The organism is Roseovarius sp. MBR-78, from assembly GCF_040547535.1.
GTDB lineage: Bacteria > Pseudomonadota > Alphaproteobacteria > Rhodobacterales > Rhodobacteraceae > Roseovarius.
Genome location: NZ_JBEPPX010000006.1, coordinates 25,106 through 51,167 on the forward strand (window position 1 = coordinate 25,106; position 26,062 = coordinate 51,167).

24 protein-coding genes and 1 tRNA gene are annotated in these 26,062 nt (G+C 64.5%); 7 read left to right on the forward strand and 18 right to left on the reverse strand.

Translation table 11 applies throughout. The features are described 5' to 3' along the window. Positions 1-13: 13 nt before the first annotated feature. The 4 genes from recG to ABIE58_RS06300 form a co-directional block, all read right to left on the reverse strand. The gene (gene recG, locus ABIE58_RS06285; protein WP_354543852.1) at positions 14-2,104 is read right to left on the reverse strand and encodes an ATP-dependent DNA helicase RecG; all 2,091 of its coding nucleotides are present in this window, start codon (positions 2,102-2,104) and stop codon (positions 14-16) included. Further along, positions 2,101-4,224, reverse strand: a complete 2,124-nt coding sequence (gene ligA / locus ABIE58_RS06290) for an NAD-dependent DNA ligase LigA (RefSeq protein ID WP_354543853.1) — start codon at positions 4,222-4,224, stop codon at positions 2,101-2,103. Before ligA ends, recG begins: the two co-directional genes overlap by 4 nt. A gap of 68 nt (positions 4,225-4,292) precedes the next feature. Next, positions 4,293-5,009 (reverse strand): response regulator transcription factor CtrA, encoded by a 717-nt coding sequence (gene ctrA / locus ABIE58_RS06295; RefSeq protein WP_354543854.1) that lies wholly within the window; start codon positions 5,007-5,009, stop codon positions 4,293-4,295. 90 nt (positions 5,010-5,099) lie between these two features. Then, positions 5,100-5,384: a DUF1153 domain-containing protein gene (locus ABIE58_RS06300; protein WP_354543855.1), complete on the reverse strand. Its 285-nt coding sequence runs from the start codon at positions 5,382-5,384 to the stop codon at positions 5,100-5,102. Between the two features lie 123 nt (positions 5,385-5,507). Between ABIE58_RS06300 and mnmA the strand changes: the two genes are divergently transcribed. Further along, a complete protein-coding gene (mnmA, locus tag ABIE58_RS06305; RefSeq protein ID WP_354543856.1) occupies positions 5,508-6,653 on the forward strand; it encodes a tRNA 2-thiouridine(34) synthase MnmA in 1,146 nt (381 codons plus the stop codon). 94 nt (positions 6,654-6,747) lie between these two features. Here the strand turns inward: mnmA and ABIE58_RS06310 are convergent, their stop codons facing one another. Beyond that, a complete protein-coding gene (locus ABIE58_RS06310; protein WP_354543857.1) occupies positions 6,748-7,641 on the reverse strand; it encodes a sulfotransferase domain-containing protein in 894 nt (297 codons plus the stop codon). Positions 7,642-7,841: 200 nt separating this feature from the next. On the opposite strand from ABIE58_RS06310, the gene ABIE58_RS06315 reads away from it, so the two are divergent. Further along, complete coding sequence (locus tag ABIE58_RS06315) at positions 7,842-8,981, forward strand: mitochondrial fission ELM1 family protein (protein ID WP_354543858.1); 1,140 nt, start codon at positions 7,842-7,844, stop codon at positions 8,979-8,981. Positions 8,982-9,026: 45 nt separating this feature from the next. Here ABIE58_RS06315 and ABIE58_RS06320 read toward each other — a convergent pair whose 3' ends face one another. From ABIE58_RS06320 to ABIE58_RS06365, 10 genes are all read right to left on the reverse strand, one after another. Then, positions 9,027-9,977: a hypothetical protein gene (locus ABIE58_RS06320; RefSeq protein WP_354543859.1), complete on the reverse strand. Its 951-nt coding sequence runs from the start codon at positions 9,975-9,977 to the stop codon at positions 9,027-9,029. Between the two features lie 198 nt (positions 9,978-10,175). Continuing rightward, positions 10,176-11,132, reverse strand: a complete 957-nt coding sequence (locus tag ABIE58_RS06325; RefSeq protein ID WP_354543860.1) for a hypothetical protein — start codon at positions 11,130-11,132, stop codon at positions 10,176-10,178. Positions 11,133-11,208: 76 nt separating this feature from the next. Continuing rightward, positions 11,209-12,195, reverse strand: coding sequence for a diacylglycerol/lipid kinase family protein (locus ABIE58_RS06330; protein WP_354543861.1), 987 nt, complete (start codon positions 12,193-12,195; stop codon positions 11,209-11,211). A 1-nt stretch (position 12,196) separates the two neighbouring features. Then, complete coding sequence (locus ABIE58_RS06335; RefSeq protein ID WP_354543862.1) at positions 12,197-13,348, reverse strand: mitochondrial fission ELM1 family protein; 1,152 nt, start codon at positions 13,346-13,348, stop codon at positions 12,197-12,199. A gap of 48 nt (positions 13,349-13,396) precedes the next feature. Then, positions 13,397-14,380 carry a sulfotransferase domain-containing protein gene (locus ABIE58_RS06340; protein ID WP_354543863.1) on the reverse strand — a complete coding sequence of 328 codons (984 nt, stop codon included), beginning with the start codon at positions 14,378-14,380 and terminating at the stop codon, positions 13,397-13,399. After that, complete coding sequence (locus tag ABIE58_RS06345; protein ID WP_354543864.1) at positions 14,380-15,087, reverse strand: glycosyltransferase family 32 protein; 708 nt, start codon at positions 15,085-15,087, stop codon at positions 14,380-14,382. Before ABIE58_RS06345 ends, ABIE58_RS06340 begins: the two co-directional genes overlap by 1 nt. A 102-nt stretch (positions 15,088-15,189) precedes the next feature. Beyond that, entirely contained in the window at positions 15,190-16,062 is an 873-nt protein-coding gene (locus ABIE58_RS06350) for a glycosyltransferase family 25 protein (protein WP_354543865.1), read from the reverse strand. Between the two features lie 9 nt (positions 16,063-16,071). Further along, the gene (locus ABIE58_RS06355) at positions 16,072-16,749 is read right to left on the reverse strand and encodes a class I SAM-dependent methyltransferase (RefSeq protein WP_354543866.1); all 678 of its coding nucleotides are present in this window, start codon (positions 16,747-16,749) and stop codon (positions 16,072-16,074) included. Between the two features lie 193 nt (positions 16,750-16,942). Continuing rightward, positions 16,943-17,017 (reverse strand) — tRNA-Val (locus ABIE58_RS06360). 8 nt (positions 17,018-17,025) lie between these two features. Then, positions 17,026-17,424 (reverse strand): HU family DNA-binding protein, encoded by a 399-nt coding sequence (locus ABIE58_RS06365; protein WP_354543867.1) that lies wholly within the window; start codon positions 17,422-17,424, stop codon positions 17,026-17,028. 146 nt (positions 17,425-17,570) lie between these two features. On the opposite strand from ABIE58_RS06365, the gene ABIE58_RS06370 reads away from it, so the two are divergent. Further along, a complete protein-coding gene (locus ABIE58_RS06370; protein WP_354543868.1) occupies positions 17,571-17,762 on the forward strand; it encodes a hypothetical protein in 192 nt (63 codons plus the stop codon). Positions 17,763-17,842: 80 nt separating this feature from the next. Here the strand turns inward: ABIE58_RS06370 and lon are convergent, their stop codons facing one another. From lon to tgt, 3 genes are all read right to left on the reverse strand, one after another. Next, positions 17,843-20,251 (reverse strand): endopeptidase La, encoded by a 2,409-nt coding sequence (gene lon / locus ABIE58_RS06375; RefSeq protein WP_354543869.1) that lies wholly within the window; start codon positions 20,249-20,251, stop codon positions 17,843-17,845. Between the two features lie 204 nt (positions 20,252-20,455). Then, entirely contained in the window at positions 20,456-21,532 is a 1,077-nt protein-coding gene (locus ABIE58_RS06380) for an alkene reductase (protein ID WP_354543870.1), read from the reverse strand. Between the two features lie 172 nt (positions 21,533-21,704). Next, complete coding sequence (gene tgt, locus ABIE58_RS06385; protein WP_354543871.1) at positions 21,705-22,829, reverse strand: tRNA guanosine(34) transglycosylase Tgt; 1,125 nt, start codon at positions 22,827-22,829, stop codon at positions 21,705-21,707. A 96-nt stretch (positions 22,830-22,925) separates the two neighbouring features. Between tgt and ABIE58_RS06390 the strand changes: the two genes are divergently transcribed. The 4 genes from ABIE58_RS06390 (at position 22,926) to ABIE58_RS06405 (ending at position 26,052) form a co-directional block, all read left to right on the forward strand. Further along, positions 22,926-23,816, forward strand: coding sequence for an SPFH domain-containing protein (locus ABIE58_RS06390; protein ID WP_354543872.1), 891 nt, complete (start codon positions 22,926-22,928; stop codon positions 23,814-23,816). Then, positions 23,816-24,091, forward strand: coding sequence for a hypothetical protein (locus ABIE58_RS06395; protein WP_354543873.1), 276 nt, complete (start codon positions 23,816-23,818; stop codon positions 24,089-24,091). The genes ABIE58_RS06390 and ABIE58_RS06395 overlap by 1 nt, the downstream gene beginning before the upstream one ends. A gap of 78 nt (positions 24,092-24,169) precedes the next feature. Beyond that, positions 24,170-25,573, forward strand: a complete 1,404-nt coding sequence (gene rimK / locus ABIE58_RS06400) for a 30S ribosomal protein S6--L-glutamate ligase (protein WP_354543874.1) — start codon at positions 24,170-24,172, stop codon at positions 25,571-25,573. A gap of 119 nt (positions 25,574-25,692) precedes the next feature. Then, entirely contained in the window at positions 25,693-26,052 is a 360-nt protein-coding gene (locus ABIE58_RS06405) for an SUF system Fe-S cluster assembly protein (protein ID WP_354543875.1), read from the forward strand. The last annotated feature ends 10 nt before the right edge of the window (positions 26,053-26,062 follow it).

The window sequence follows — 26,062 nt, forward strand, 5'->3', positions numbered from 1 at the left end:
AGAGAACAAACCGTCACCCGACCGAAATCAGCCGAATCGCCTGATCGCGCTCCATCAACCACAGCAGCACCCGCGCCGCCGCCCCGCGCGGCGAGGTCAGGCCCGGATCATCCGAGAGAAGCTTGCGCGCATCAGACTGCGCCACCGCCATCAGCGCCGATTGCGATTCCAGATCGGCGATACGGAACCGGGGCAGCCCCGATTGCGCCGTGCCGATAAGATCGCCCGCGCCGCGCATCTCCAGATCGACCTCGGCGATGCGAAACCCGTCCTCGGTCTCGCGCATGGTCTCGAGCCTGCGCCGCCCGCTCTCGGACAGCGGCGGCTGATACATCAGCAGGCAGGTCGAGGCCGCCGTGCCGCGCCCCACCCGCCCGCGCAACTGGTGCAGTTGCGCAAGCCCAAAGCTCTCGGCGCGCTCGATCACCATGATCGAGGCATTGGGCACATCCACCCCCACCTCGATCACCGTGGTGGCGACCAGAACCGCCGTTTCGCCGCGCTGAAAGGCCGCCATCGCGGCGTCCTTGTCCTCGGGCGGCATCTGGCCATGCACCAGCCCCACGCGCCCATCGCCCAGGCCTGCGCGCAACCGCCGAAACCGCTCCTCGGCGCTACTGAGGTCCACCGCCTCGCTTTCCTCCACCAGCGGGCAGACCCAGTAGGCCTGCCGCCCCTCGGCGATGGCCCGGCGCAGGTGATCCACCACCTCGTCCATGCGCCCCATGGCGACAAGCGCCGTGGTGATCGGCTTGCGTCCGGGCGGCTTCTCGTCCAGCACGCTCACATCCATGTCGCCATATTGCGCCAGCGACAGGCTGCGCGGAATCGGTGTTGCGGTCATCACCAGCACATCCGCCTGCGCCCCCTTGCGGCCAAGCTCCAGCCGCTGGCGCACGCCGAAACGGTGCTGTTCATCGACCACGGCAAGCCGCAGATCGGCGAATTCCACATCCTTCTGGAACACGGCATGGGTGCCTATAAGGATACCCGTCTCGCCCGCCGCCAGCGCCGCGAGCTTGGCCGCGCGCGCAGCCCCCTTATCGCGGCCCGTGAGGATTTCGAGCCGCACCCCCGCCGCCTCGGCCAGCGGTGCAAGGCCTTGGAAATGCTGCCGCGCGAGGATTTCGGTGGGGGCCATCAACACCCCCTGCCCGCCCGCCTCGACCGCGATCAACAGCGCCTTGAACGCCACCAGCGTCTTGCCCGCGCCCACGTCGCCCTGCAACAGCCGGTTCATCCGCGCAGGCGCGGCCATGTCGGCGGCGATCTCGGCGATGCTGCGGGTCTGCGCCCCGGTGAGCGCATAGGGCAGCGCGGCGCGCACGCGCGCCTGCATCTCGCCGGTGCCCACCGTGGCCCGCCCCTTGGCACGGCGCAGATGCGCGCGCGCCAACGCCAGCGTCAACTGATGCGCCATCAATTCGTCATAGGCCAGCCGCGCGCGCGCGGGCGCGGTCGGGGCCAGGTCCTGCGCCGCCTTTGGCCCGTGCGCCGCCACCAGCGCGTCGTGCCAGTCGGGCCAGCCGGCCTGCGCCTTCTGCGCCGGGTCGATCCATTCGGCAAGCCGCGGCGCGCGCATCAGCGTCGCGCGCACGGCCCGCGCCATCACCCGCTGCGTCAGCCCCGCCGTGAGCGGATAGATCGGCTCAAAGGCCGGAATCTCGCCCGCCTCCTCCACCGGCAGGACATGATCGGGATGCACCATCTGCGCCACCCCGTCAAAGAGCTCCACCTTGCCCGATACCACCCGCCGCGCGCCGCTGGACAAGAGGCGGCGCAGATTATCCTCGCGCGCGCGAAAGAACACCAGATGAAAGCTGGTGGCGGCATCCTCGACCACCACACGGTACGGGGCCGAGGGGCGGGCGGGCGCGTGGTGGCGGCCCACCACCACCTCGACGGTGACCACGCCGGGAATCTCGGCCCCCTGCACGGTGGCGCGGCGGCGGCGGTCCACCCCCGAGGCGGGCAAGGTCAAGAGCAGGTCGCGCGGGCGGGTGATGTCGAGCGCGGCAAGGTGTTGCGCGGTCTTCGGCCCCACGCCCTCGAGCGTCTCGATCCCGGCAAAGACCGGGTAGAGGATTTCGGGCCGGCTGCTCATGCCGCCCCGATCAGGGCGAGCCAGGCCGCCTCGTCGATCACCTCGACGCCCAGATCGGCGGCCTTTTTCGCTTTCGATCCCGCCCCCGGCCCGGCGATCAGGATATCGGTGCGCGCGCTCACGCTGCCTGCCACCTTGGCCCCCAGCGCCTCGGCCCGCGCCTTGGCCTCGGCGCGGGTCATCCGCTCCAATGTGCCGGTGAAGACGACCGTCTTGCCCGCGACCGGGCTGCCCGAGGTATCGGGCGCGGCCGCCGCCTCGACCTCCAGATGCGCCACCAGCCGGTCGATGCCCGCGCGCTCATGCGGCTCGGTCATGGCCTGCACGAGGCTTGTCGCCATCACCGCGCCCACCCCGTCGATGCCCAGCAGCCGCTCCCATTCGGGGCCGTCCATGTCGCGGGCGCTGTCCATCGCTTCGGTGAAATCGCCCCATGTGCCGTAATTGCGCGCAATGAGCGTGCTCGCCTGCTCGCCGACATGGCGGATGCCCAGCGCGAAGAGCAGCCGCCCAAAGGGGATTTTACGTTTTTCCTCAATGGCCTCAAAGAGGTTCTTCGCGCTCTTCTCGCCCCAGCCCTCGCGGTTCTTCAACTGCGTCAAACATCCCGGCCCATAGCGATCCCTGAGCGTGAAGATATCCGCCGGTTCCGTGATCCAGCCGTCGCGATAGAACGCCTCGACCTGTTTCGCGCCCAGCCCCTCGATATCAAACGCGGCGCGGGAGACGAAATGCTTGAGCCGCTCCACCGCCTGCGCGGGGCAGATCAGCCCGCCCACGCAGCGGCGCACCGCATCGCCCGGCTCGCGCACCGCCTCGGAGCCGCAGTCCGGGCAGGTGGTGGGAAAGACGTAAGGCGCGGCGTCATCGGGGCGCTTGGCAAGGTCCACATCGGCGATCTTGGGGATCACGTCGCCCGCGCGGTAGACCTGCACCCAGTCGCCCACGCGGATATCGCGGCCCTCGCGGATGGTGCCGCCCGTGGCCGCGCGCCCGGCGATGTAATCCTCGTTATGCAGCGTGGCGTTGCGCACCACCACCCCGCCCACCGTCACCGGCGCGAGCCGCGCCACCGGGGAAAGCGCGCCGGTGCGGCCCACCTGGATGTCGATCGCCTCCAGCCGGGTCCAGGCCAGCTCAGCAGGAAATTTATGCGCGATGGCCCAGCGCGGCGTGGTCGAGCGAAAGCCGAGCCGCGCCTGAAGATCCAGATCGTTGATCTTGTAGACCACCCCGTCGATATCATAGCCGAGCGTGGCGCGCGCCTGCTCGATCTCGCGGTATTGGGCCAGGAGCGCGTCGGGGCCGTCGCAGAGCCGTGTCAACGGGTTGGTGACAAAGCCCAGCGCGGCGAGCCGGTCTATCGCGCCCATCTGCGTGTCGGAAAGCGGCGCAGAAATCTCGCCCCAGCCATAGGCGAAAAAGCGCAGCGGGCGCGCGGCGGTGATCTTGGCGTCAAGCTGGCGCAGCGATCCGGCGGCGCCGTTGCGCGGATTGGCGAAACTCTTGGCCCCAGCCGCCGCCTGCCGCGCGTTGAGCGCCTCGAAATCTTCGTGGCTCATATAGACCTCGCCGCGCACCTCCAGGATCACGGGCGCGCCCGCCAGCGTCTCGGGAATATCCTTGATGGTGCGGGCATTGGCAGTGACGTTTTCGCCCACCTCGCCATCGCCGCGCGTCGCCGCCTGCACGAGGCGACCGTGCTCGTAGCGCAGGCTCAGGCTCAGCCCGTCGATCTTGGGCTCGGATGTATAGGCCAGCGGGGCATCATCCGAGAGGCCGAGATAGCGGCGGATGCGGGCGTCGAACTCGGCGACATCCTCGGCGGAAAACGCGTTGCCAAGGCTCAGCATCCGTTGCGCGTGGCGGGTCTTGGCAAATCCCTCCGCCGGGGCGGCCCCCACCCGCTCCGACGGGCTGTCGGCGCGCTTGAGCGCGGGAAAGCGTGCCTCGATGGCCCTGTTGCGCGCCTTGAGCGCATCATAGGCGGCATCCGACATCACCGGCGCGTCGTCGGTGTGATAGGCGGCATCGGCCTCTGCCAGCGCCTCGGCCAGCCGCGCAAGCTCTGCCTTGGCCTGCGCCTCGGTCAGGCGTTCGACAGATATATCCCCCGGCATCGGCCCCTCCGTGATCCGCCCATCCGAGTGATAGGGCGGGTGCGGGGCAAGGTCCAGATGCCTGGCCCTCAGGCTCCGATGGCCAGCGCCGTGCCATCGCGCATCCCCGGTTCGGGATCGCGCAGCACATAGCCCCGGCCCCAAACCGTCTCGATATAGGTCTCGCCGCCGGTGGCCTCGGCCAGTTTCTTGCGCAGTTTGCAGATGAACACGTCGATGATCTTGAGTTCCGGCTCGTCCATGCCGCCATAAAGGTGGTTGAGAAACATCTCCTTGGTGAGCGTGGTGCCCTTGCGCAGGCTCAGCAGTTCGAGCATCTGGTATTCCTTGCCGGTGAGATGCACCGTCTGCCCGGCCACATCCACCGTCTTGGCATCGAGATTGACATTGATCTTGCCGGTGCGGATCACCGATTGCGAATGCCCCTTGGAGCGGCGGATGATGGCATGGATGCGCGCCACCAGTTCCTCGCGGTGGAACGGCTTGGTCAGATAGTCATCGGCCCCGAAGCCGAACCCCCTGAGCTTGCTTTCGGTGTCATCCGCGCCCGAGAGAATCAGGATCGGCGTGGCGATGCGCGCCAGGCGCAACTGTCGCAGCACCTCGTGCCCGTTCATGTCCGGCAACCCCAGATCGAGCAGGATCAGGTCGTAATCATAGAGCTTGGCAAGGTCGATCCCCTCCTCCCCCAGATCGGTGGTGTACACATTGAGATTGGCATGGCCGAGCATCATCTCGATGCTCTTGCAGGTGGTTGGGTCATCCTCGACAAGCAATACACGCATAACGTTTCTCCGTTGGGTGGCATTGACATGTTCACAACCCTGACCAGAAATGGTTAATTGCGCGTTACCAACCACGGAACAACTTGCCAACTATCGCTCTGGTTGTCCAGCGCCCTTGCCGAGCGTCACTTTCAGACCGTCCACACCACGCTCGCGCGCGTTGCGCGTCCAGCTATCAAGCTCTTCATCGCTCAACCCATAGATACGCAGCGCCTCGGCCTTTGATATCAACCCATAGGCGATTCCGCGCACCACCGCGAGCTTGCGCGAGGCCACCCAACGCTCGGTATCCGGCGGCGGCAGGTCCGCCCGGCTGATCACCGTCCCATCGCCAAGCGTGACCGCCCTTGGCCCGCCCACCTTCTTGAGATACATCACTCTCACCCCTTTGCTGATGCGCATCGAAGGATGCCGCCACAGGCTTAACGGGCGGTGAAACCCGGCCTTGAGAGTGCTTAGGATTTTCCTATATTTCGCCGGATACGGATCGGAGACCCCATGCCCCTTGATGACCGCAACAGCTTGAATTCCCTTGGCTTTGCCAAGCCGCCTTCGGAGACGCGGGTGGTGGTCGCGATGTCGGGCGGCGTCGATTCGTCGGTGGTGGCGGCAGAACTTGCCACCCAGGGCTACGACGTGGTCGGCGTCACGCTCCAGCTTTACGATCACGGCGCGGCGCTGGCGAAAAAGGGCGCGTGCTGCGCGGGGCGCGATATCCACGACGCCCGCCGCGTGGCCGAAGACCTTGGCTTTCCGCATTACGTGCTCGATTACGAATCGGTGTTTCGCGACGCGGTGATCGACGAATTCGCCGACAGCTACCTTGCCGGGGCCACGCCGGTGCCCTGCATCCGCTGCAACGAGCGGGTGAAATTCCGCGACCTGCTGGAAACCGCCCGCGACCTCGATGCCGATTGCATGGCGACCGGCCATTACATCCAGCGCAAGATCGGCGCGCGAGGCCCGGAGCTGCACCGCGCCACCGATGCGGGCCGCGACCAGTCTTATTTCCTGTTCTCCACGACGCCCGAACAGCTTGCCTTTCTGCGCTTTCCGCTGGGCCATCTCGGCTCCAAGGCCGAGACCCGCGCGCTTGCCGCGCGCCACGGGCTGATCGTGGCCGACAAGCCCGACAGCCAGGATATCTGCTTTGTCCCCGACGGCAATTATGCCAGCGTGATCGAAAAGCTGCGCCCCGGCGCGGCAGAGCCGGGCGAGATCGTCGATACCGACGGGCGCATCCTTGGCCGCCACGAGGGCGTGATCCACTACACGATCGGGCAGCGGCGGGGCCTTGGCATCGGCGGGCTTGAGGAGCCGCTTTACGTGGTGCGGCTCGATGTCGAGGGCCACCGCGTGATCGTCGGCCCCAAGGCGATGCTGGCCACCCGCACCGTGCCGGTGCGCGAGATCAACTGGCTCGGCGATGAGCCGCTCACCGCGCGGCCCGAATGGCACGTCTCGGTCAAGCTGCGCTCCACCCGCCCCCCGCGCGAGGCGGTGCTGCGGCCCCTGTCAGAGACCGAGGCCGAGGTGGAATTGCTCACGCCCGAGGAAGGCATCTCGCCCGGCCAGGCCTGCGTGGTCTACGAGACCGAAGGCAGCCGGGTGCTTGGCGGCGGCTGGATCTGGCGCGGATATTGAACGGCATGGGGTGGCGGACTCTTGAAAAGAGTCCGGACCGGAAAATTCAGAATTTTCCGGCGCTCGGCTGTCTGCGCGCTCTGGGCCGCCTGCGTCAGGGCGCGCCATAGCCAAAGGACGGATCGAGCGCGTCCTCGACCATCGCATCGACGATCTGCACCTGCTCGGGCGTGAAATAATCGCGGTAACCGCCGACCTTGCCGCGCCGCACCTTGAAGGAATCGGGGTTCGCCCCGTCACCGGGCTTCACACGCTGGCCGCTGCCGCGCATCCCCTCGTTCCCGGCCTCGCGCTTTTTCATGTTTTCATAGGCGGCATACTCCTTAGCCGCCTCCAGATGCGCGGGGCTGCCGGTGATTCCGGCGAATGACACCACCTGTGCCAGCACCCCGGCGGGATCGTGGCGCAGATCCTCGTAACGCACCACAAGCACCCCGTCGCCCAGCGCCGGCAGCGACCGCGCCCAGATATTGAACGCCTCGACGATCTTTGGAATGCCGCAATCCGGGTTGCACACGAAATCGAAGATATCGACATCGGCCCCATGCGGCGGATAGGCGTTGAGCACCTTCTTGCGCGGCAACATGCGATAGCGCCACTGGAAATATTGCGACACCGCCACATCGCGCGGATCGCGCACCAGCAAGACCAGCTTCTTGCCCTTGTAATAATCGAGATTGTCCCACGCACCGAGATAGTCGCGGATATAGTTGTTATGGCTGAACAAGACCTTAGGGGCGTTCGGGTTCAACCGGTGGAAATTGTCGAATTCCAGCATGTAATCGGTGTCGAGCCCGAAATGAAGCTGGTAAAACCGCGACAGCATCACCCGAAACCATGTCCGCCCGCTCTTACCCCAGGACACCAGCGCCCAATCGGCCTCTTGCAGCTTGGCATATTCCTGCTTGCCGCGCAGGCGGCGTTCGAGGGCGATTTTCTTGTGTCTGGGCAGAAAGAACAGCGCGCCAAGCACAAGATGACGCCGCACCGCGGCCCATGTATCACGAGAGGGTAAGTTGAGCATAATCGGGCCGTCACATTGGTGATGAGGGTTTCGTGTCCTGGTCATAAAGGGTAACGGTCTGTCTTTATATGGGTAATTTTGTCCGGTGCCGGTCGCGCGGCCAATCTGTGGCCCCAGGCACGCAGACGGGCCGCGCCGGGCCGGTATCACGCGGGGAATGTGCTTTGGGCCACGACAGTATCAGCGCAGCCAACCGGCCAAGGGTCTGGTGCCTGCTCGGGCGCAAGGCGGGCGACAACACGCAGGTGCTGGCGCTGGCCGAGACATTGGGCTGGCCGTTCGAGCAAAAGCACATCCTCGCGCGCGCCTGGGAATTGCTGCCGCATCTTCTGTTGGGGCCGACGCTGCTGGGGATCGACAGACCCGCCTCCAGCCCGCTTGCGCCGCCTTGGCCGGACCTCGTGATAAGCGCCGGACGCCGCAACGAGCCGGTGGCGCGCTGGATCAGGCGGCAATCGGGCGGCACGGCGCGGCTGGTCCATGTCGGTCGCCCCTGGGCCGCGCCCGCCTGCTATGATCTGATTGTCAGCACGCCGCAATATTTCCTCGACCCCGCGCCCAATATCATCGTCAATCCGCTGCCGATGCACCGCTTCACCCGCGCCCGCGTCGATGCGGCGGCAGCGGCGGCGGCACCCGCGCTCGCGCATTTGTCGCGCCCCTTCACCACCGTGCTGATCGGCGGCGATAGCGGGCCGTTCGTGTTCACCCCCCATAAGGCCCGCCGCCTCGCGCAAGGGGTCAACCGGCTGCTGGCCCGGACCGGCGGCACGGCGCTTGTCACCGGCAGCCCGCGCACGCCGCGCGCGGTGGCAGAGGCGTTCTGCGCCGCGCTCGATCGGCCCGCACAGACCTATTGGTGGCACGATCGCGACGCGGCGGGCGACAACCCCTACCCCGCCTTTCTCGGCCTCGGGGATCGTTTCGTCGTCACCGGCGAAAGCATGTCGATGCTGGCCGAGGCCGCGAGCCTGGGGCGTCCGCTCTATCTCTTCGATCCCGGCGATGCGCCGGGGCAATGGTGGCGTCACGCCCATAATTTCCGCCACAAGCCGCTCAGCCATGCGCTGGCGATGCGGTTTGCGCCGCTGCGCCTGCGGCGCGACATCTCGCGCATTCAAGGCGCGATGGTGCAGGGCGGCCGCGCGCGCTGGCTTGACGAGGCGGCAGGATTGATCGCGCAAGGAGAGGTCTGGGCAAAAGACATGCGCCCCGACCCATCGGGCGGAGCGCAGGACGCGAGCGACAGGATTCGCGCGCTGTTTGCCCAAGACACGTTGCCCGAAAGCGAAACCCGGTCTTGAGCACAATGCATAGGCGCGGCCCCTAGGCCGCGCCGGGTGGCGCGATCAAGCCGCGCGGGCGAGGCCGCCGCCGCTCAGCGGATGCGCGGTGCCTGCGGGCAGGTCGGGCACACGGTCGAGCATTTCCAGCGCGTCGTGGCGCACATGGTTCTCGGCCATTTCCTTGCGGATGAACTCTTCGGTGAGCTTGCCCTCTTGCACGCATTCCTTGACCAGCCCCCAGAAGAAATTCTCCTGATTCTGGTCGGGATGCACCTTGTAGTTGCCCATCAGGCCGTATTCGCCAAACATCTTGCGGCGCAGGCGCAGCACCCAGGCGGCTGGCGGGAACAGGCGGAACCGCTCGGCGGGGCGCCAGTCAACCGGCAGGCCGGTCTTCCACGGCTGGGTCTTGCGGCGCGTGGTGTGGAGCATTTTCGTGTCGATGGTGAACTTGTCAAAATCGTTCCACTCGTTCTCGATGAAATCGATCTTGGACTTGTCTTCGTCGCGCAGGCCGATCCAGCGCGAATAGTCATGATCGCCGTCGAACATGGCGTTGAACTGTTCCTCGACCTTCCAATGGGTCAGTTGCGCACAGTCCAGCAGCATGACCGAACTGGCATAGGCCTTGTCGATCAGGCCCTTGGTGCCAGAGCGCATCCGCGCCATGATCGCATTGCCCTTCATGTCGCGGTTGAGCAGTTCCCAGACATCGGAACAGGCGAACACGTCGGGGTCGATCACCACGGCGCGGCCCTCATAGCCCATCAGTTCGGGCGGCATGAACCGCGTCGGCGTGAACGATTGCAGATCCTCGTTGAGCCACACCCGCTTGACCCCGTCGCGCATGTATTCCTGGCCCTCGCGGGCCATGAAAAACGGATAGTCGCGGCTGTTGACGAGATGCACCTCGAACTTGTCGTTGTTGCTGGAATATTTGCGCAGCGCATGTTCGGCGACAATGGCGCCGACAAACTGCTTGTGGTTTGTCTGGATGAATACGGCGTGTTTCATGGTGGGATCCGCAACCTCGGTTCTGTTTTTCTGGCGCAATCTATACAGGAGATTTCCAGCAGACGCCATGTCACAGAAGCACAATTGAACATCGCACTGTTTTGATCTGGATCACGCCTTTGGCAAAAAATGTCGGGAAACTGTCATTGTATTTCAGGCAATGGGCGGATTCTTGCGCGCTGCGGCCCGGCAAACGGATCAGCGGAACACGCCGCGCGCGTGAAGGTGCCGCATGAATCCCCAGATATGGATCAGCGGGCGGCGGCGCACCTTGTCGGGGATCACCACCTCCTGGCCTGAATGGCGCGACAATTTCCAGGCGAGGTAATCCAACCCGCCCTCGAAGGTGAACAGCCCCTTTACCAGGCGCGCCACCGACAGCGCCTTGCCCTGCCCCCGGCGCATGGCCCAGAGCATCGGCGCAACCCGGCGCGCGCGCGGCGCGGCGTGGCTGTGATAGACCAGCGTGCCGTCCCGTTCCACGACCTGCAACAGCCCGCCCAGGCGCGGCACAAGGGACCGGGTCAGCGCCTCGAAAAACGCCTGCCCGTGCCCGGCCAGCTCGGCGGCGCGGCCCTGCCGTTCGGCGCGCAATTCCGTGGCATAGCTGAGCGCCAGCGCGCCCTGCCACAAATCCGCCAGCCGCCCCTCCGGCGGCAGCGCCGGGATGGCGCGGCGCAACAGGGTTTCGCCCGCGCGCATGAACGCCGCGCGCAGCCGCGCCTGCGTGGCGGGCGTGTCGCACCAGACCGGTTTCACCGGCTGCGCGAACCGCCCCCAGAGATAGGATTGAAACCACCCCGGCCCGGTGCCGCGCTCGAATTGCGCAAGGCTCAGCACCGCGTATTTGCAGCGCACGGTCTGACCGTCCAGCGGGGTTTCGAGATAATAGACATTGGGCGGCAGGATGCGCCCGCCAAGCCGCAGCAAGGGTCGCGGCTCGGCGCGCGGCGTGTTCTCGGCCAGCACGTAGAAATCCACCAGCCCGTCAAGAAGATCGGCGCTGCGCAGGCACGAGCCATAGAGGATGACCGCCTGAAGCCCGCCGCCGAACCGCTCTTGCAGCGCCGCCACCAGCGCGCGCAGCGGCGCGGATGTGGCCAGCGTCGGGCCATCGGGTGTGGGATACCGGGCCGGGAGTGGCTCGCCTGTCATGGGGGGCATACCTCGCCTGGAACGTCGCGCGCCGTCTCTATGCCCGTGACCGGCCCGCAAAGACAAGCGTCGCGGCCTATCGCGGGCGCAAAAAGCGCAACGGCCCCTCGGCGGTGATGACGAGCGGCACCTCCGGGCTGGCGGTGGCAAAAACCTCGCCATCGAGGTTGAGATCGCCCTCGAATCGCAGGTCGATCTGCCCGGCGCGAAAGCTCTCATAGCCGTTTTCCGCCGTCACATGCCGGTTCGGATTCCCGCGCAGCACCGATGGGAAGGCGCGCGCGAACCGCGCCGCGCCGCCACGGATCGCGGTCAGCCCGATCGGGGCCTCCGCGCTGGCCCAGAACGGCCGGATACCCAGAAACAGCCGCTCCAGCGTGCTGGCCACAAGCAGCAGCATCGGTGCCTCATCGCGGCTCATCCGCGCGACGCCCGCGCCCGTCATATCCATGCGCACATGGGTGGGCTGGTAAAACCGGGGGTCTTGCCGGATCAGCCCCCAGACCGCGCGAACCAGCACCATCCCAAGGCTGATTTCACCGCCCAGGCCCCGCGAGTGGACATGGCTATGGGCAAATTTCGTGGCCTGCATGATCGCCCCGGTGCCCAGGAACATGCCATAGCGCACCTGCCCGTCGGCGGCCCCGTCCACGCGCATGATATGACGCTCGCGGATATCGCCATCGAGCGGCGCGCCCCGGTCGAGCCAGCGAAAGAACCGCCCGAGCGCGCGGCGATGCGACGACGCGGTGCCGATATCGCCCGCCGTCATGTTGGCGGTGCCACCGGGCAGAACCACGATCAGTGGCAGCCGGTCCGGGGCCCAGTGATCGAGGATCATGCCAAGCGCCGCGGCGATGGTGCCGTCACCGCCATTGATGACCACCACATCGGGCCGCGACGCCGCCAGCACCGGCACCAGCGCCCGCGCCTCCTGCGGCGAGCCGGTAACATGGTGGCGGACATGGGGATAAGCCGCAAGGCGCGCCTCGATCCGGGCCTGCCATTTGCGGTTGTTGCCGCTGGTCGGGTTGCTGATGACGCAGATGCTGGGATGGATCATGTCAGAGCCCGCGCAAGAGCGGATCAATCCGGCCCAGGATGCGGGCCACATCCCCCTCGGCGGCGCTCGACAGGGCATGATCGGTTGTATGGCCCGCCCCGGCCTCTCCGGCCCAACTGGCCAGACCGCGATCCACGAGGATCTGGTGAAAGCGCGGGAAATGCCGGGTCTGCTGCATCAGCCGCAGATGATAGAGCCCGCGCGCCAGCGCCAGCCGGACGGGCTCGGCGGCGTGACCAGCGCGCGGGGGCTGAAACATCCACGCGGCAAGACGCCGACGCGCATCGTCAAGCCGCCCAAGCCAGCCGAACGGCAACGGCAGGATTTCCAGCGGCTTGCCCAGCCGGGCCACCTCAACCTGCATGGAAATGCTGTCGCCGGTCACGACGAACCGATCCGCCAGCGCCAGAAGGCCGGTATAGGGGTTGCCGCCCTCGGGGCGCGCCCAGTCGAACACGCGCAGCGCATCGGGAAACCCGGTTTGCAGGCGGTGCAGGAACCCCGGCGGCGTGCGCCGCGATCCCACCAGGTAGGGCGTGCCCCCCTCGGCCAGCACCTGCGCGATGCGCGCGCGCATCCGCGCCTCGGCCTCGGCATTATAAACATAGGGGCTGGTCGGCCCGCCTATGAGGAACGCAACCAGCGGTCGCGGCAAGGGGCCAAGCGCGGCCTGCCATTCGGCCCGCCCCGCCGCCAGCCGCCCGGCCCCGATCTGCATCAGCGGCAGGTCGATCTGCATCACGTTGGCAAAGGGCGGCGGCAGCGTCTCGGAACTGGTGATCACGAGATCGAACTGCGACAGGTAATGCGACAGCCACCCCGCCGGCTTGCCCAGAAGCACGATCCGCGTGCGCCCGCCCGATTGCGCCTTGATCCACAGCGCGACATTCGAGGGTCGTCGCCCCCGCGTCAGGATCAGGTCGGGCCAGGGCGGCTCCAGCGGGTCGCTGCGCGCGCGGTCGATATGGTGCAGGGTGGGTGCGACGCGCGGCTTGCCCTTGACGTATTTCGGCAGCATTTCCAGGTGGCGCAGCTCCGATGTCCAGCCGCGCTGCCGCTCCAGCGCCTCGGCGACCACCTCGACCTGGGCATTATCGCCCTTCTTGTCGCCCAGAACCCGCCAGATACGGGGGGGTGTCTCTTCTTCGCTCACATCGGCCTCACGGGCTGCCGGCCCGGTCGGGCGGGATCTGTTTGGGGGTCATTGCGCCGGGCTGTCGGCGCCGGCATCGGTGCCGTAGCGATATACCGGGTCAAGGCTCTTGGCCATAAGCGCGTTGATCGCCTCGATCTGCCCATCTTCGAAATAATCGCGAAACCCGCCCACCTTGGCGCGGCGCGTCTTGTAGCTGTCGGGATTGCTCTTGTCGCCGGGGGCCAAGCGCCCGCCGCTCATGTGAAAGCTGTTCTCGGCCTCCTTCTTCTTCATGTTCTCGAACGAGGCATAGTCCACCGCCTCCTGGATGCGGTCGGCATCGGCGGGGATGTCAAGAAACCGGGCAACCTCGGTCAGGGTTTCAAACGGATTGGCGCGCATGTCCTCGTAGCGGATGACCGACAGCGCGCGCAGCTTTTCGCGCTCGCGCGCCCAGATATTCATGAAGTCGATGACCTTGGGCAGCCCGCCCCCCGCGTGCATGACGAAGTCGTAAATCGACCTGTCATCGCCATCGGGCGGATAATCGTTCAGCGCCTTTTTCTCGGCGGGCATCCGAAACTTCCACTGAAAGAACTGCGAGACCGCCACATCGCGCGGGTCGCGCACCATCAACAGCACCTTCTTGTCGTAAAAATCCACCTTGCTGTCGGTATGGCCGGTATAGTCGCCGATATAATTGTCATGGGTGAAAAACAGGCGCGGGACGCGGGAATCCATGTTGTGGAAATTGTCGAACCCGATCAGCGTATCCTCGGGCAGGCCGTAAACCTGCTGGTAAAGCCGCGAGACCATCACCCGCAGCCAGGTGCGCCCGCTCTTGCCAAAGGACACCACCACGGCATCGGCCTTTTGCAGGCGCCGATTCTGGTCTTTTCCGCGCAGACGACGCTGAGCGCGGATATGCGTCGCCTCGTCGGCCCCAGCAAGACCGAGTTGCAGCTTGACAAGCCGACGCTTCGTCTTTTGCCAGAGCAGGTCGCTTGCGGCAGGAAGCGAGGCCAAGAGGGCCTTGAACGCAGTAGGCATCAGAGAAACCTTTTCATCTTCTTTCGAAGTCTCTTATACAGCTTTCGTTGGTGTTCCAACAGGCGCGCAGCACGGGTCGGTGTTTTGTAGATTTTGTTCGTTGTTCCAAAAAATTGCTCCGCATATATTTCATCTTTTCCATCATACTCCAGCCCGGTATGATGTTTCGGTATGAAATAATGAGACGGCCATATTTTGATGTCCGGGTTGTGCTTTTCTATCATTTTAGCGACATATAAATTTCCTGTCTGCTTCCAAGGTGTATCAAGACGTGACGGCGAAACGCTCTTGATACCATCAATCAACAAACGCAGGAACGGATGACCTGGCACCGCGGCCATTATCGGCGTCACAAGACCCTCGGTCACATGCTCGTTTTCATAGCAAGTGAAAATTGAATACTCACTATCTAGCAAGTTATCTATTTTTTTGTGGCAGATGCTGTCTGCCTCGGCAAAAAAACCGCCATATCTGAATAAGATTTCATATCGCATCATGTCGGCGACGCCTGCATAGTTGCCTCGCCTCATATACTCATTTATCTGAGGCTGCGTTTCAAAGTCTTCAATTCTAAGAAAATCATTATCGTAAACTCGATAATCCCAATTTGGATGGAGATCACGCCAAGTATTCATCCACTCCGTGGGTGGGGACAGAGGACCGATCCAAACGTGCCCCATAATCTTTGGTATTTCGTTGCTTTGCATATTCAGTCCTACCTCAGAGCCTTTTCCTAACTGGCATGACTCGGCTCGACCAATGCACCGTGGATACGCTCAATCGCGCCGCTCCACCGTCGCTGCACCTTCCTAAGACAGCTTGCGGCTTGTGCGCCTCACAAACCACGTTCGCCACCACGAACCGCTTAGCCGCTTGAAAAAAAAGTTCTTCAATTTATTCCCAGACTTCTCTGGCTTGTATTTCGAGATCAATTCAAGCCTGTCTGCCTCAAGATGCGAATGATCGATATCCTGAATTGTCTGGTGCGCAACTTGCGGGTCGATCGCAAACACGTTCATGTGCCAGAGATCGCAAGGCCAATCAGCAGGTTCCCTAACGGGTGTCGCCGCGGTAAGAAGTGTCTGAGCTGCGGTTCGCGAGATGCTATACGCATGAGCCAACAACGGATTATTTGCTACGCTATAAAGATGCAGGCCCGCAGCAATATCAAATTTTCGAGATTTCTTTACCCAACAATTCTTGTGACCCAGCAACACCATGTCGCCTAATAGGTGGGCGCGAGCATTAAGGAATGCTTTGAACCTTGAATCAATCGTTGCGTCATCCTCAAAAATAATCGCACCTGGGTGATTTTTTTCCAAGATGTTCACATAAGCATTCACATGGCTGAGCGCGCAAGCATACTCTCCATCTGTCAAAGGGCGCTTCTCCGGGCTCAAACGCCGACGCATTATTTTTTTTTCCGCCCAAGCCGGTAGGCCATTGCGACCATCCACCCCAATCAAGACTTCCGCCGAAATTCCCATTTCCGCAAGAGCAGACAGCAACGGCGCTCGTCGCTCTTCATCACCTTCAAGCGACAATATGTAAACCGGCCAATCTGTGCGCATTTGCGTCTGCGCCACCGCTTCGTCTTGTTCTCTGTCGCGCCTTGTCATTTGGAACTTACCCGCCATCATCAATGTCAACTGGTGCCGGGGAAGGATAACCGGCAGGATCATGCAGATGCCTCAGGCCATCCGCTCGACGGTCTGGTAATGTTTCTTGCGGTTCTTGGCGAAGCCGAATTTCTTCTTTCGCCCCGTGGCGGTCGAGGTGATCAGCCGGAACGATACATCGGTATGGCGCATGGCGATGGCATGAAACAGCCCCGCCCACCACTCCGGCGGCTTGACCGTGCAGTGCACATTCTGCCCGTTCGGCAGGAATTTGACCGCCGGGTAGCAGGCGATATTGGCGTAAACGAACTTGCGCGCATAGCTGAACATTTCATCGACGATCCACGCCACATCCGGCGTGGTGATATGTTCGAGCACATCGGTGCAGATCACCCCGTCATACTGACCCTCGGGCAATTCCATGAACGGCTCGTAGCCCGGATCGTAACACCGCAGGTCGCTGATGCCCCAATAGTCGAGAATGCTCGACGCAACATCGCCGTTGGACAGGGTCACGTCGCGCTGCTCGTATCCCGCGCCCTTGCCCGCGCCATAATCGAGGATGCTCGTGGCGCCGGTGCGGTCGATCATCTCCTTTATTCCGGGCGTGTGCCGGATCAGCATCTTGCCCGGAAACGTCTCCTTGCCCGATTTCTTGGCCAGGCTCTCGCCCTCTTCGTGCAGAGTCTCATACATGGCCACCATGTCGAGATATTCGGGGCTGGGCGTGTCGCGCGTATATGCCGTCATTGGACGTCCGATCCTGAAGAAAGTGATCCGTTCACCGATTTTTGATCTCATAAAGCGTAAAGCGCGCCGTTTCGACAGCAAAATCGCGCTTTTGGCCGCTCAACCAGGACATAATGGCACTGGCGGCTACGGGCCGGGGTGGCCGCAGCAACGCGGGCACTGTGATCGCGCGGGCCGCCAGATGCCGAGAGCTTGGTGGGTGATAAGAGATTCGAACTCCTGACATCTTCGATGTGAACGAAGCGCTCTACCACTGAGCTAATCACCCGTGGGCGGCTATGTAGCGTCACTCTTCGCCGTCTGCAACCACCTCTTTTGCGTCTTTGTCATCCCCCCGGCGCGCGGCACGGTCTGCCGGATACGCGCGACCATGACGCGGCCATTGGCCAGCTTGCGGGTGCGGTTGATCTTGACCTTGCCCATCGGCGCAAGGTTGAGGTCGCGGCCCTCGGCCAGCGCCTCGCCAATGAGCGCCAGCGCCGCCTCGAGCACCGGCTTGGCGAATTTCTTCTTCACCTCCGAGCGCGCCACCACCAGTTCCAGCAATTCCTGCCGCTTGAGCTCGGGCTGTGCCGGGTCGGCTGCGGCCCCTGTCACCAGCACCGGGGTGGGGGCCTTGTTGCGCACGGGCGCGGGCTTTGCGGCGGGTTTGCGCGGGGCGGGCTTGGTCGCCATGAAATACCTCGTGACCGTTGAGTGGATTGTTGCCTCTATGGCAACAGACTAACGCCCTGTCGACATCAACGCCAGCCATCACTTGACGCCGCTACGACAGGCTGCGTAACTTTCTACGATCTGAAAAATTACCGGGGGACATTTCCTTGAACAAACTTGCCATCGCGCTCGCCGTCCTCGTCGCGGCCTCGCCCGCCCTTGCCGGCTCACTCAGCGATCCCGTGGTCGCGCCCGAGGTCGTCGTTGCCGAAACGATCGAGGCGTCGGGGGACAGCACCCAGTTGATTATCCCGCTGATGCTGTTCATGATTATCGTGGGCATGGGCTACGGCCACTGACCTGCGCGGCACCTGTGAAATGCCAAACGGCGCGGGATCTCTCCCGCGCCGTTTGATTCCGTGTTTGCTTGGCCCAAAGCCTAGTGCGCCACCGTGCCCCGCGCGCCCTCGACAGGTTTGAGCGCGGCTTCGGCGGCGACCTCGTGGGCCTCTTGATCCCATTCCACCGGCTCGGGCGCGCGCACCAGCGCCAGCCGCAGCACGTCGCGGACGTGACCGACGGGGATGATCTCCAGCCCCTCTTTCACGTTATCGGGGATTTCCACCAGATCCTTCTCATTCTCCTGCGGGATGAGCACCGTCTTGATCCCGCCGCGCAGCGCCGCCAGAAGCTTTTCCTTCAGCCCTCCGATGGGCAGCGCGTTGCCGCGCAGCGTGACCTCGCCGGTCATGGCGATATCCTTGCGCACCGGGATGCCCGTCAGCACCGACACGATGGAGGTGACCATCGCCAGCCCCGCGCTCGGCCCATCCTTGGGCGTCGCGCCCTCGGGGACGTGAACGTGGATATCCCATTTCTCGAAGCGCGGCGGCTTGATCCCGATCTCTGGCGCGATCGAGCGGACATAGCTTGACGCCGCATCAATCGATTCCTTCATCACGTCGCCCAGCGTGCCGGTGGTCTTCATCCGGCCCTTGCCGGGCAGGCGCAGCGCCTCGATATTGAGAAGCTCGCCGCCCACCGAGGTATAGGCAAGCCCGGTGACCACGCCCACCTGATCGCTGTCTTCGGCCAGCCCGAACTTGAACTTCCGCACACCGAGGAAATCATCAAGGTTATCCGGCGTGACGGTGATCACCTTCTCCTCGCCCTTGATGATCCGCGTGACCGCCTTGCGCGCGATCTTGGCGATCTCGCGCTCCAGGCTGCGCACCCCGGCCTCGCGGGTGTAATAGCGGATGATATCGGTGAGCGCGTCATCGCTCAGCGTGAACTCACCCTTCTTGAGGCCGTTATTCTTCACCTGCTTGTCGAGCAGGTGCTGGCGCGCGATCTCGCGTTTCTCGTCCTCGGTATAGCCCGCCAGCGGGATGATCTCCATCCGGTCCAGAAGCGGGCCGGGCATGTTGTAGCTGTTGGCCGTGGTCAGGAACATCACGTTCGAGAGGTCGTATTCCACCTCGAGATAGTGATCGACAAAGGTGCCGTTCTGCTCGGGATCGAGCACTTCGAGCATGGCGCTTGCCGGGTCGCCCCGGAAATCCTGCCCCATCTTGTCGATCTCGTCGAGCAGGATGAGCGGGTTGGTGGTCTTGGCCTTTTTCAGCGACTGGATGATCTTGCCGGGCATCGAGCCGATATATGTCCGCCGGTGGCCGCGAATTTCGCTCTCGTCGCGCACACCGCCAAGGGAGATGCGGATGAACTCGCGCCCCGTCGCCCGCGCAACGGATTTGCCAAGCGAGGTCTTGCCCACGCCCGGCGGGCCGACAAGGCACATGATCGGGCCTTTCAGCTTCTTGGAACGCTGCTGCACGGCGAGATATTCGACGATCCGTTCCTTGACCTTTTCAAGGCCATAGTGATCGGCATCGAGCACCTCCTGCGCCTTATGCAGGTCTTTCTTGACGCGGCTTTTCACGCCCCACGGGATCGACAGCATCCAGTCGAGGTAATTGCGCACCACCGTGGCCTCGGCGCTCATCGGGCTCATGTTCTTGAGCTTTTTCAGCTCCGCCTCGGCCTTGTCGCGCGCCTCTTTCGAGAGCTTGGTCTCGTGGATGCGCGCCTCAAGCTCGGCAATCTCGCCCTCGCCATCCTCGCCGTCACCCAGTTCCTTCTGAATGGCCTTCATCTGCTCGTTGAGGTAATATTCGCGCTGAGTGCGCTCCATCTGGGTCTTGACGCGGGTCTTGATCTTCTTCTCGACCTGCAACACGCTCATCTCGCCCTGCATCAGGCCGTAAACCTTCTCCAGCCGCTCGCTCACGCTCAGCGTCTCCAGAAGCTCCTGCTTGCGCTCGACATCGAGGCCCAGATGCCCCGAGACCAGATCGGCGAGCCGCGCGGCATCCTCGGCCTCGCTGACGGCGGCCAGCGCCTCGTCGGGGATGTTCTTGCGCACCTTGGCATAGCGCGCGAATTCCTCGCCCACGGTGCGCAACAGCGCCTGCGTGGTGGTCGGATCGCCCGGCATCTCGTCAAGCGGCTCGGCACGGGCGGCAAAGAACGCGTCATCGCCGAGATATTCGACGATCCGCACCCGCCGCACACCCTCGACCAGCACCTTGACGGTGCCATCGGGCAGCTTCAACAGTTGCAGCACATTGGCCAGCACGCCGACGCGAAAGATACCGTCCTCGGTGGGGTCGTCATCGGCGGGGTCGATCTGGCTCGACAGCAGAATTTGCTTGTCGTCGGCCATGACCTCTTCGAGCGCGCGCACCGATTTTTCGCGCCCCACGAAAAGCGGCACGATCATGTGCGGGAACACCACGATATCGCGCAGCGGCAACACGGGATAAGAGGCGTTGAGGGGCTCTTGCATTCTTTGGTTTCCTGCTCTTGGCAAGAGGGCACCGGCCCCGGCTTCGCGGCAGCCCCGGCCCTCTCCGTTTCACTTGGGTCATATCTGGGGCAGACCCGGCCCCGTTTCAACAGATGTGGCGCAGAATGCCCCGCCCCGGCCCCCGGCACAAGGGCACAGTGCGGGACAGTCGCGCCAATTCCGCCGCGATGCGCGTGCCGCGCGTCAGGCGGTCTCCAGCGTCGGGTAATCGGTATAGCCCTCGGCCCCGCCGCCGTAATAGGTGGCCTGATCGCCCTCATTGAGGGGCGCGTTGGCCGCCAACCGCTCGGCCAGATCGGGATTGGCGATATAGGGTCGGCCAAAGGCCACCAGATCGACCTTGCCCGACCCGACACGCGCCATCGCCAGATCGCGGTCATAATCGTTATTGGCCATGTAGACCCCCTGCCATTTGGCGCGCAGCGCGTCAAAGCCGCCCTCGCGCGCGCCGCCGGTGCTGCCCTCGACAAGGTGCAGATAGGCCAGCCCACGCCCGTTCAGCCGCTCCACGACCCAGCCGAAGGTGGCATCGGGGTCGCTGTCCACGGCATCGTTGAACCCCGACCAGGGCGACAGGCGAATGCCGATCCGCCCCGGTGCCCAGACCGTTTCCAGCCCGTCCAGCACCTCCATGAGCAGCCGCGCGCGGTTCTCCACCGGCCCGCCATAGCCATCCTCGCGCCGGTTCGGCCCGTCCTTGAGAAACTGATCCAGCAGGTAGCCATTGGCGGCGTGAAGCTCGATCCCGTCGAACCCCGCCGCCTTGGCATTGCGCGCGGCCTGCACATAATCGGCCACGACGCGCGGCATCTCGTCCTTGCGCAGCGCGCGCGGCGGCGATGTGTCCTCGAACCCGTTCGGGGTAAAGGTCTGCGCCTTGGCCGCAATCGCCGAGGGCGCAACCGGTGCCTGCCCGTCTGGCTGCAAGGACACATGGCTGATCCGCCCCACATGCCAAAGCTGGATGACGATGCGCCCGCCCTTCGCGTGCACCGCATCCGTCACCTTTTTCCAAGCCGCCACCTGTTCGGCGCTGTGAATGCCGGGCGTGCCGACATAGCCCTTGCCCTCGGGGCTGATCTGCGCGGCCTCGGTGATGATGAGGCCCGCGCTCGCGCGCTGCGCGTAATATTCGGCCTGCAAATCACCCACCTCGCCGGTGGTATCATCGGCGCGGTTGCGCGTCAGCGGGGCCATGACGATCCGGTTGGGCAGGTCGAGATCGCCGATCCGAATGGGGGAAAACAGGGTGTCGGGCATGAGGGATGCTCCTTGTGGATGCGGTTGTCGTTGCCACCAGAGCTATGCCCGCCCCCCCGCTCGGCAAAGCCCCGCCCGCTCACAGCCACCCCCACAGGAATGCACAGCGCCCGCCCCTTGACAGCGCGGGGGGCGGGTATGGGCTTGAGCGGGACGGAGAACAGCCCCGCCCTCACAACGGCTCGATATCGCCCCCGGCCCGCGCGGCGTGAAATTCCGCCTTCCACGCCCCGAACCGCTCCTCCACGATCGCCGCCCGCATCCCGGCCATCAATTCCTGGTAGTAATGCAGGTTGTGCCAGCTCAAGAGCATCCCCGCGATCATCTCTCCGGCGCGGTAGACATGGTGCAGATAGGCGCGGCTATAGCCCCGGCAGGCCGGGCAGGTGCAATCCTCATCCAAGGGGCGCGGGTCATCGGCGTGGCGCGCGTTCTTGAGGTTGACCACGCCCCGCCGCGTCCACGCCTGCCCCGTCCGCCCCGAGCGGGTGGGCAAAACGCAATCCATCATATCCACGCCACGCGCCACCGCGCCCACGATATCATCGGGTTTACCCACCCCCATGAGATAGCGCGGCTTGTCTTTTGGCAACATTTCCGGCGCGTAGTCGAGGCATTCCAGCATGGCCTCTTGTCCTTCGCCAACCGCCAGCCCGCCAATCGCGTATCCCTCGAACCCGATGAGCATCAGCGCCTCGGCGCTTTCCTCGCGCAACGCGCGCTCCAGCCCGCCCTGCTGAATGCCAAAGAGCGCATGGCCGGGGCGATCCCCGAACGCCTCGCGCGAGCGCGCGGCCCAGCGCATAGACAAGGCCATGCTCTCGGCGATCCGCGCGCGGCTCGCAGGCAGCGCGGGGCATTCGTCAAAGGCCATCACGATATCCGAGCCGAGCAACGCCTGTATCTCCATAGACCGCTCTGGGCTCAGCATGTGGCGCGCGCCGTCGATATGGCTGCGAAACGTCACCCCCTCCTCGGTCAGCTTGCGCAGCCCGGCGAGGCTCATCACCTGGAACCCGCCCGAATCTGTCAGGATCGGCCCCGCCCAGTTCATAAACCGGTGCAAGCCCCCGAGCCGCGCCACCCGCTCGGCCCCGGGGCGCAGCATCAGGTGATAGGTGTTGCCCAGCACGATCCCCGCGCCGGTCGCCGCCACGCTCTCGGGCAGCATTCCCTTGACGGTGGCCGCCGTGCCCACCGGCATGAAGGCGGGCGTCGCCACCTGTCCGCGCGGCGTCTCGATCACCCCCGCGCGGGCCTTGCCATCCTGCGCCACCTGCCTGAATCCGAACCGCATCCCGCGCCCTCGCCATATTTCGCCTTTCTCCCCCCTCTAATGCGGATTATCCTGCGTTCATAGAGACCACGCATCACCGCAGTTCAGGATTTCCCGATGACCGAAGAGCAGATCATCTCTCTCGTTTCCGCCAATATCCTCTGGGTTCTGATCGCCGCTTTCGCGCTCCTCATCGTGTTTCGCGGCCTCAAGATCGTGCCGCAATCCGAGCAATTCGTGATCGAACGCTTCGGCAAGCTGCACAAGGTGCTTGGCCCCGGCATCAACCTGATCGTGCCGTTTCTCGACGTGGTGGCGCATCGCATCTCGATCCTGGAACGCCAGCTTCCCAGCGCCAGCCAGGACGCGATCACCCGCGACAACGTGCTGGTCAAGGTCGAAACCTCGGTGTTCTACCGCATCCTGCGCCCGGAAAAGACCGTCTACCGCATCCGCGACGTGGACGAGGCCATCGCCACCACCGTCACCGGCATCGTGCGCGCCGAGATCGGCAAGATGGATCTCGACGAGGTGCAATCCAACCGCGACGAATTGATCGCCACGATCAAGAAATGGGTCAAGGATGCGGTCGATGATTGGGGCATCGACGTGACCCGCGCCGAGATCCTCGATGTCGATCTCGATCAGGCCACGCGCGAGGCGATGCTGCAACAACTCAACGCCGAACGCGCCCGCCGCGCGCAGGTGACCGAGGCCGAGGGCCGCAAACGCGCCATCGAATTGCAGGCCGATGGCGAGCTTTACGCGGCTGAGCAGGCTGCCAAGGCCCGCCGCATCGCCGCCGATGCCGAGGCCTACGCCACTGGCGTGGTGGCCCGCGCCATCGCCGATAACGGGCTGGAGGCGGCGCAATACCAGGTCGCGCTGAAACAGGTCGAGGCGCTTGGCACGATTGGCCAGGGCCCCGGCAGCCAGACCGTGATCGTGCCCGCCCACGCGGTCGAGGCCTTTGCCAACGCCTTCTCGCTGCTCAAGGGGCGCGGCTGATGGAAACCGCCCTGTGGCAGCTCTGGTGGGTCTGGGCGGCGGCGGCGCTTGGTCTTGCCATCGGCGAAACGCTTCTGCCCGGCTTCGTGCTCCTGGGCCTTGCCTGCGGCGCGGCACTGGTGGCGCTGCTGGTGCTCTTGCCGCTCGATCTGGGCCTCTCGGCGCTGCTGGCGGGGTTTGCGCTCTTCTCGCTCGTCTCGTGGGTCGGCCTGCGCCGCGCATTCCGCAACCGCGATGACCAGACCCGCGTGATCCACGAGGACATCAACAAATAGCCCGGCCCTTGCGGCACAGCCCGCATCGCGGCTATCACCCGCCCGGCGAGACCCACGCAGGATCAAGGACCAAGGCCCATGACCGAGACCACCGCGCCCCAGCCGCTCCAATTCGGCTGGGAGGAATGGGTAGCGCTGCCCGATCTCGGCGTGCCCGCGATCAAGGCCAAGGTTGATACCGGCGCGCGCACCTCCGCGCTCCATGCGTTCGATATCGAAACCTTCGGCCCCTCGGCGCGGCCCAAGGTGCGCTTTACCGTCCACCCGATCCCCGGTCGCGACGATCTGGTGATCCCCTGCTCCGCGCCGATCATCGACCGCCGCGAAGTGGCCTCCTCGAATGGCGAGCGCGAATTGCGCTACGTCATCCAGAGCGCGCTTTCGGTGAACGGCGATGCCTGGCCCATCGAGATCACGCTCACCAACCGATCCACCATGACAAGCCGGATGCTTCTGGGGCGGCAGGCGCTCAAGGATCATATCTCGATCGTCGCCACCGACCGGTTTTTGCAGCCCGAGCTCAGCTATGATGTCTATCACAGCTCCAAAATGCGCAGCGTGCAGCCCACCCGCGCGCTGCGTATCTGCGTGCTCTCGCGCGAGGATAATTATTCCACCCGGCGGCTGGTCGAGGAGGGCGAGGCGCGCGGCCACTCGGTCGAGGTGATCGACACCACGCGCTGTTACATGGCGATCAACGCACTTGCCCCCGAGGTCCATTACGACGGCAAGCGCCTGCCGCGCTATGACGCGGTGATCCCGCGTATCGGTGCCTCGGTCACCGCCTACGGGGCCGCCGTGATCCGCCAGTTCGAGACCATTGGCACCTTCTGCGTGAACCCCTCGGCGGGGATCATCGCCAGTCGTGACAAGCTTTATGCGCACCAGCTTATGGCGCGCGCGCGCGTGGGGATGCCCAACACCGCCTTCGCCGCAAGCCCCAAGGATACCGGCAACCTGATCGGCCTTGTCGGCACCGCGCCGCTCATCGTGAAACTGCTCGAATCGACGCAAGGCAAGGGCGTGGTGCTGGCCGAGACCCGCAAGGCGGCCGAATCGGTGATCGACGCGTTTCGCGGGCTCAAGGCCAATTTCCTCGTGCAGGATTTCGTGAAGGAGGCGGCGGGCGAGGATATCCGCTGTCTGGTCATCGGCAACAAGGTCGTGGCCTCGATGAAACGCACCGGGGCCGAGGGCGATTTCCGCTCCAACCTGCATCGCGGCGGTTCCGCCAAATCGGTGCGCATCACCAAGGCCGAGCGCGAAACCGCGATCCGCGCCGCCCGCGTCTTCGATCTTGGCCTCGCGGGGGTGGACCTCTTGCGCTCCGAGACCGGCCCCAAGGTGCTCGAGGTCAATTCCTCGCCGGGCTTCGAAGGGATCGAGGGCTCAACCGGCAAGAACATCGCCGGCGCGCTCTACGACACGATCGAGGCGCAGGTGCGCCCCGCCCCCGTGCGGCGGCGCAAATCGGGGCAATGACCGTGCGCTGCCTCCCGCGATCCGTGCCGCTCCGCGCGTGACCTGTGCGGCTGGCCCTCTGGACGCGGGCGGCCTTAAATCTTATATGTTTTATCGGAAACACGCAGGAGCCGTCCGCCATGACCGCAACAGAGCCCCTCGAGGGCGCCCCGCTGATCACGCCATCGAGCACCGACCACCCGCTCTACGAGCGGATCGTCGAGGCGTGCCGTGGTGTCTATGACCCTGAAATTCCGGTGAATATCTACGATCTCGGGTTGATCTACACGATCGCCATCAGCCCCGAGAACGCGGTCGATATCACCATGACCCTGACCGCGCCGGGCTGTCCGGTAGCGGGCGAGATGCCCGGCTGGGTCGCCGACGCGATAGAGCCCTTGCCGGGGGTAAAACAGGTCGATGTGCAACTCACATGGGAGCCGCCCTGGGGGATGGACATGATGTCCGACGAGGCCCGGTTGGAACTTGGCTTCATGTAATGCAATCAAC

Excerpts from the sequence above, each read along its gene's own strand:
- recG (WP_354543852.1), bottom strand. The coding sequence starts at position 2,104 with ATGAGCAGCCGGCCCGAAATCCTCTACCCGGTCTTTGCCGGGATCGAG.
- ligA (WP_354543853.1), bottom strand. The coding sequence starts at position 4,224 with ATGCCGGGGGATATATCTGTCGAACGCCTGACCGAGGCGCAGGCCAAG.
- ctrA (WP_354543854.1), bottom strand. The coding sequence starts at position 5,009 with ATGCGTGTATTGCTTGTCGAGGATGACCCAACCACCTGCAAGAGCATC.
- ABIE58_RS06300 (WP_354543855.1), bottom strand. The coding sequence starts at position 5,384 with ATGTATCTCAAGAAGGTGGGCGGGCCAAGGGCGGTCACGCTTGGCGAT.
- mnmA (WP_354543856.1), top strand. The coding sequence starts at position 5,508 with ATGCCCCTTGATGACCGCAACAGCTTGAATTCCCTTGGCTTTGCCAAG.
- ABIE58_RS06320 (WP_354543859.1), bottom strand. The coding sequence starts at position 9,977 with ATGAAACACGCCGTATTCATCCAGACAAACCACAAGCAGTTTGTCGGC.
- ABIE58_RS06325 (WP_354543860.1), bottom strand. The coding sequence starts at position 11,132 with ATGACAGGCGAGCCACTCCCGGCCCGGTATCCCACACCCGATGGCCCG.
- ABIE58_RS06330 (WP_354543861.1), bottom strand. The coding sequence starts at position 12,195 with ATGATCCATCCCAGCATCTGCGTCATCAGCAACCCGACCAGCGGCAAC.
- ABIE58_RS06340 (WP_354543863.1), bottom strand. The coding sequence starts at position 14,380 with ATGCCTACTGCGTTCAAGGCCCTCTTGGCCTCGCTTCCTGCCGCAAGC.
- ABIE58_RS06345 (WP_354543864.1), bottom strand. The coding sequence starts at position 15,087 with ATGCAAAGCAACGAAATACCAAAGATTATGGGGCACGTTTGGATCGGT.
- ABIE58_RS06350 (WP_354543865.1), bottom strand. The coding sequence starts at position 16,062 with ATGATCCTGCCGGTTATCCTTCCCCGGCACCAGTTGACATTGATGATG.
- ABIE58_RS06355 (WP_354543866.1), bottom strand. The coding sequence starts at position 16,749 with ATGACGGCATATACGCGCGACACGCCCAGCCCCGAATATCTCGACATG.
- ABIE58_RS06365 (WP_354543867.1), bottom strand. The coding sequence starts at position 17,424 with ATGGCGACCAAGCCCGCCCCGCGCAAACCCGCCGCAAAGCCCGCGCCC.
- lon (WP_354543869.1), bottom strand. The coding sequence starts at position 20,251 with ATGCAAGAGCCCCTCAACGCCTCTTATCCCGTGTTGCCGCTGCGCGAT.
- ABIE58_RS06380 (WP_354543870.1), bottom strand. The coding sequence starts at position 21,532 with ATGCCCGACACCCTGTTTTCCCCCATTCGGATCGGCGATCTCGACCTG.
- tgt (WP_354543871.1), bottom strand. The coding sequence starts at position 22,829 with ATGCGGTTCGGATTCAGGCAGGTGGCGCAGGATGGCAAGGCCCGCGCG.
- ABIE58_RS06390 (WP_354543872.1), top strand. The coding sequence starts at position 22,926 with ATGACCGAAGAGCAGATCATCTCTCTCGTTTCCGCCAATATCCTCTGG.
- ABIE58_RS06395 (WP_354543873.1), top strand. The coding sequence starts at position 23,816 with ATGGAAACCGCCCTGTGGCAGCTCTGGTGGGTCTGGGCGGCGGCGGCG.
- rimK (WP_354543874.1), top strand. The coding sequence starts at position 24,170 with ATGACCGAGACCACCGCGCCCCAGCCGCTCCAATTCGGCTGGGAGGAA.
- ABIE58_RS06405 (WP_354543875.1), top strand. The coding sequence starts at position 25,693 with ATGACCGCAACAGAGCCCCTCGAGGGCGCCCCGCTGATCACGCCATCG.